Source organism: Johannesbaptistia floridana, assembly GCF_057440575.1.
The window spans coordinates 1-4,923 of the sequence record NZ_JALKVM010000002.1 but is presented as its reverse complement, the minus strand read 5'-3'; the positions used below and the strand labels follow the sequence as shown (position 1 = coordinate 4,923).

Annotated in this window: 4 protein-coding genes; 1 reads left to right on the top strand and 3 read right to left on the bottom strand. The window is 38.0% G+C overall.

Features of this window, described 5'->3' with window-relative positions:
* Nucleotides 1–420: 420 nt before the first annotated feature.
* The 3 genes from MW688_RS00045 to MW688_RS00035 form a co-directional block, all read right to left on the bottom strand.
* A complete protein-coding gene (locus tag MW688_RS00045; RefSeq protein ID WP_486733855.1) occupies nt 421–1,134 on the bottom strand; it encodes an ATP-binding cassette domain-containing protein in 714 nt (237 codons plus the stop codon).
* Between the two features lie 11 nt (nt 1,135–1,145).
* On the bottom strand, nt 1,146–2,327 hold the full coding sequence (gene devC, locus MW688_RS00040; RefSeq protein WP_486733854.1) for an ABC transporter permease DevC: 1,182 nt from the start codon (nt 2,325–2,327) through the stop codon (nt 1,146–1,148).
* A 507-nt stretch (nt 2,328–2,834) separates the two neighbouring features.
* Nucleotides 2,835–4,022: an ABC exporter membrane fusion protein gene (locus MW688_RS00035; RefSeq protein WP_486733853.1), complete on the bottom strand. Its 1,188-nt coding sequence runs from the start codon at nt 4,020–4,022 to the stop codon at nt 2,835–2,837.
* 106 nt (nt 4,023–4,128) lie between these two features.
* On the opposite strand from MW688_RS00035, the gene MW688_RS00030 reads away from it, so the two are divergent.
* A complete protein-coding gene (locus MW688_RS00030; RefSeq protein ID WP_486733852.1) occupies nt 4,129–4,737 on the top strand; it encodes a TetR/AcrR family transcriptional regulator in 609 nt (202 codons plus the stop codon).
* Nucleotides 4,738–4,923 lie beyond the last annotated feature (186 nt).

Sequence of the window (4,923 nt, the reverse complement as noted above, 5' to 3'; positions counted from 1 at the left end):
AAAGCACGCGCGATCGCCACTCTTGGTTTTGTAGTAGGGCTAAAGCCCTATCAAATTCGGAAATCTTACCGCGCCGATGAGGTCATTTAATCTTTTCCGTATCTTTTGGACTAAAGGTCCAACTACGAACCTTGTTTTTAACTGTGGTATTTTAACTTTTAGGTTTAGCTTTGAATTTGCTTTTATTCTTAATAATTCAGCCTGTTGAAGAAGACTCAAGTTATTTGTACCTGATTTGGCGATCGCTAATTAAATATATTTTATTTAATTTTCTTCCTTTAGCCCATATCTTGCACCAAAACAAAAGTACAGAAATTGGCCGACAAGGGAGAATCAATTTTTAAGCGCGATCGCATTAATTCTCTTACTCATTACTTCTTACTTCAAAACTCATTACTCATTATTCATCCACCAGTAACATTAGGTAAAGATGGAAGATGTGAGCTTTTTAAGCTTTCCATCTTCCATCTGAACAATTCGTTGAGCAATATCTAAAATTCGATTATCATGGGTAACTAGTAAAATAGTACTACCTTGTTCTTGAGCTAGTTTTTGCATTAAGGTTACCACATCTCGACCAGATTTACTATCTAAAGCCGCTGTAGGCTCATCAGCGAGAATCAGGGGAGGATGATTGACTAGGGCACGGGCGATCGCCACCCTCTGTTTTTGCCCTCCTGAAAGTTGATCTGGGTAGTAATGCAAATGGTCTCCTAATCCTACCTGTTGCAACATATATTCGGCTTTTTGATGGATTTGTGAGCGTGAGTAGATGCCTTGGACTTCTAAACCCATCCCTACATTTTGTAGAGCTGTTAAACTACGATGCAGGTTATGGGCTTGGAAGATATAACCGTTTTGGCGACGTGCTTTAATTAAATCAGAGGTTTTAGCTTGAAATAACTCCTGTCCATGGACTATCATACTACCTGATTGCATCGAGCGTAGAGCGCCAAGGAGAGTCAAAAGAGTAGTTTTACCAGACCCAGATGGTCCAGTCATCAGGATAATTTCTCCGGCATAAATAGTCAAATTAATGTTAAATAAAACCTGTTTTCGGAGTTCACCTTCACCAAAATAATGATTAAGGTTGCGAATAGTCACTACGGGTTTTCTTGATTGGGATTGAGACATGATGAAAAACTCTAAAAAATATCAGCGGGGTCAGCAGACTGTAACTTACGGGTGGCAATTACTCCAGAAATAGTACACATAACTAGAGTGATAGCTAGAATCAATATAGCTCTACCTACTGTTAAATACATAGGTAAAAATGTGGCTTGGCGGGCTAGAGAATAGAGGATCAAAGATACTGTAACTCCAGGAATAAAACCCAAAACAGCTAAAATAATCGCCTCTTCAAACACCACACCTAGTAGATAAGTATTGCGGTAACCCATCGCTTTAAAAGTAGCATATTCAGCAAGATGGTCGTTAACATCAGTAGATAAAACCTGATAAACAATCACAATACCTACAATAAAACCAATCACCATCCCAAAGCCAAAAACAATACCTACAGGTCGATTTCCTGCCCAATAAGCTTTCTCCATGGTAATAAATTCATCTATAGTCATCACCTGCACATCTCCCAATTCGGCGAAGTAGGTGTTCAAATTATCTTTAACTGTTTCTGCATCGGCTGTGGGTGTAAGTTTAATTAATCCTAAATTCACAGCGCCTGCTTGTTTTCTGGGAAATAAACGCAAAAAATTCTCTTGACTACTAACTAAGGTGGCATCTGCACCAAAAGAAGCTCCTAGTCTAAATAAACCTGCTACAGTAATAGTGTTTCTTTCGATTTCTGTGGTTACTGTTTCTCCTGTTTCCATCTTGGCGATAAATTCTTGATATTCACCCCGAGATCCTTTGTCAAATAAAAATGTATCTGGTAATCTAATGGCATCTAAATTATTGTTGATTTCCGGTATCTTGATTGTTTGAGTATTAGTATCAATACCGATAATCAGCACAGAAGTTTTTTGCTGGGTTTGAGGGTTTTTCCAGCGCACAGAATTTATATACATTGCTTCCGTATTGTCTACACCCGGTATATCTGCTGCTTGGTATAGTCTTCTCCGGCTAAAAGTTGATAATTCTGTCCAATTCAAGGCTTGAGTATTCATCATCACTAAATCGGCGTCTAAATGACGATGAATTTCAGTGCTACTGTCAAACAGGGCATTGAGAAACCCCATCTGCATCAAAATTAGTATGTCTGCAAAGGCTACTCCGGCTAAGGCTGTCGCTAGTTTGCCTAAATCGTGTTTTAGTTGTAAAAAGCCTAGGGGTGTGCGATTTCTCCAAGATTTGATTAGTCGTTTCATGGTTATCTAGTAATGTTTTTACTGGTAATATCAAATTGATTAAAAAATGCTCAAAATATAGAAGCAGATTAGATCCCCCCAACCCCCCTTGCTAAGCTATCCTTTATAAACATCTTTCTTAACATAAGACTTGACAAAAACACCAACTTGTGATTTAGTGCTTTTTCAGATTTTGTTTAAGAAAATAATGTATATTACTATACATTTTCCACAACTTAAGTAATTTTACTTAAAACCCCTCTCCCTGCGACCGTGCTCCGGTGCTCCCTGCTATACAAGGGTTTGGTGAGTTCCTTATAAAGCATAGCTTGCTAAGGGGGGCTCAAGGTTGCTTGTCATCACCTCGTTTTTAGCATTTATTTTTGTATTTCATATAAGGTGAGTCTATATAGCATTTTTCGGACTCATGAGGTTGTACCTAACTCGGAGCCTCCGTGCCTCGGTGCCTCCGTGCCTCGGTGCCTCGGAGCCTCAAAAGGATAACCTTTCTCACCAGTATGAGAATTGCTATATATCAATTTTTACTGTTACTAAAAGATTGGTTAAGCTTGAGACTTGTTGGCTAGATTCGGGATTGAGTCGGATTTTGACTTCAACAATTTTGGCATCAATATTAGCAGCAGGATCTGTATTTATTACTTCTTGTCGCTTAACTTCTAAGCCTACTGTTTCTACTACTCCAGATAATGTCTCTTCTAAGGCATTACTAGTGATAGTGGCAGTTTGCCCTACTTTAACTTTTTGGATATCACTTTCGTAGATTTCGGCGATCGCATACATTTGTTCTGTTTGCCCCATTCTTACTATACCTGTATTCCCTACTTCTTCTCCTGGACGGGCGAGAATATCAATGATTTCCCCGGTTATTGGTGCTTTAATATAGGTAAGTTCTAATTCTGCTTCTGCTTGGTTAATGGCGGCTTGTGCTTGCTCAACTTCAGCAACAGCAATATTTACATCTACTGGGCGCACTTCGGCAATACGGTTAAGGGTTGCTTCTGCTTCTTCTATTTGTTTCCTACTACCTGATTTAATTCTCTCTAAGGTTGCTTCTGCCTCTTCTAGTTGTCTTTGGGTGGTATCGAGTATGAGTTTTTTACTGTCTCTTTCTGAGGCAGAAATTGCTCCATCTTGGTAGAGTTGGTTATATCTTTGGTATTCTACTTGAGCATTGTTTAATTCTGCTTCGAGTCTCTCTACTTGGGCAGTTTGAGCAAGAATATTATTTTGACTCTCTACAATAATTCTATCTATAGTCGCTCTCTGGGCGGTAATTTCTCCTGTTTGTGCTCCCGCTTCTACCTGGGCTAATCTTGCTTCTGCTACCCTTAGTTGGGCTTCTGCTTGCACTAAAGCTGCTTTTCTTAAGCTATTATTATCTAAGATGGCGATTATTTCCCCTTTTTTGACTTTATCTCCTTCTTTTACTAAAAGCTGCTCTATAGTTTGACCGGATGCTCCTCCTGGCGCTGATACCTGGATTACTTCTTCTACTGGCTCTAATCTTCCTAAGGCAGTTACTGTATCTACTTTTACTTCACTGCTAAGGGGTGTTGATTCTACTGGGGTGGTAGAGTTTTTTGATGTAACTATTTGATAAGTTATCACTCCTCCAGTTATTAAGGCTAGGGCAACAATCCCTATTTTTATTCCCTTAGTTTGTTTGTTTTCTAAATCTTTGCTGGGATTTAACATAAGAGTAAACTGAACTGTTTAGTTTATTTTCTTTTATAATAAAACTAAACGGTTTAGTTTGGCAAGTAGATTTTGAGCTATGATAATCAAAGATAAATAGAAAAATATGGTAGATATAGACAAGCAACAATTAACGAAGAAAGAAGAAGCAATACTAGAAGGGGCAATGGCAGAATTTCTTGCCCAAGGATATGCAGCGACTAGTATGGATCGCATTGCTAGTAATGCGGGTGTATCAAAAGCGACAATATATAAATATTTTCAAGACAAAGAGCAACTATTTAATGCTTTAATTGAGCGTTTAGCCCAAAAGAAATTCCAACCTATACTAAGTATACAAAGATTACCGGATGGGGAAGAAGATCCCCAAAAAGTATTGACAGAATTAGCATATAAAATGATAGGGATGGCGAGTGGCGATCGCGATTTACAAAATTTCCTACGAATTATTATCGGTGAATCCGGGAGATTTCCCGAATTAGCGAGAGCATATATACACAATATAGCTAAACCAGGAATTAAGATTTTAACGGAGTATTTAGATAATCATCCTGATTTAAACATAGCAGATCCAGAGGCTACAGTGAGGATTTTTGTGGGTAGTTTAGTTTATTATCTAATGTTGCAAGAATTGCTGTATGGAGAAGAAATTATTCCCTTAGAGAAAGAGCGTTTAGTAGAGACACTAACTAAGTTGATTATCAGGAAGGATTAGGTTATGGTTAGCTAGTAGTCCAGCATAAATCTTTTCTCAGGAGAAAATTTGTAGTGACAATAGTAATTACTGCGAAAGCATAAAAATAAATAAGAATAGCTATGTGTGGAGTTGTTGGTTATATTTAACTCAATAAAAAGCGATCGCACTTGAGCCTATTTCTGCTTATCTAGTCATATATTAAAT

Bases quoted from the DNA above. Each gene is read 5' to 3' on its own strand.
- MW688_RS00045 (WP_486733855.1), bottom strand. From the start codon at position 1,134: ATGTCTCAATCCCAATCAAGAAAACCCGTAGTGACTATTCGCAACCTT.
- MW688_RS00030 (WP_486733852.1), top strand. From the start codon at position 4,129: ATGGTAGATATAGACAAGCAACAATTAACGAAGAAAGAAGAAGCAATA.
- devC (WP_486733854.1), bottom strand. From the start codon at position 2,327: ATGAAACGACTAATCAAATCTTGGAGAAATCGCACACCCCTAGGCTTT.
- MW688_RS00035 (WP_486733853.1), bottom strand. From the start codon at position 4,022: ATGTTAAATCCCAGCAAAGATTTAGAAAACAAACAAACTAAGGGAATA.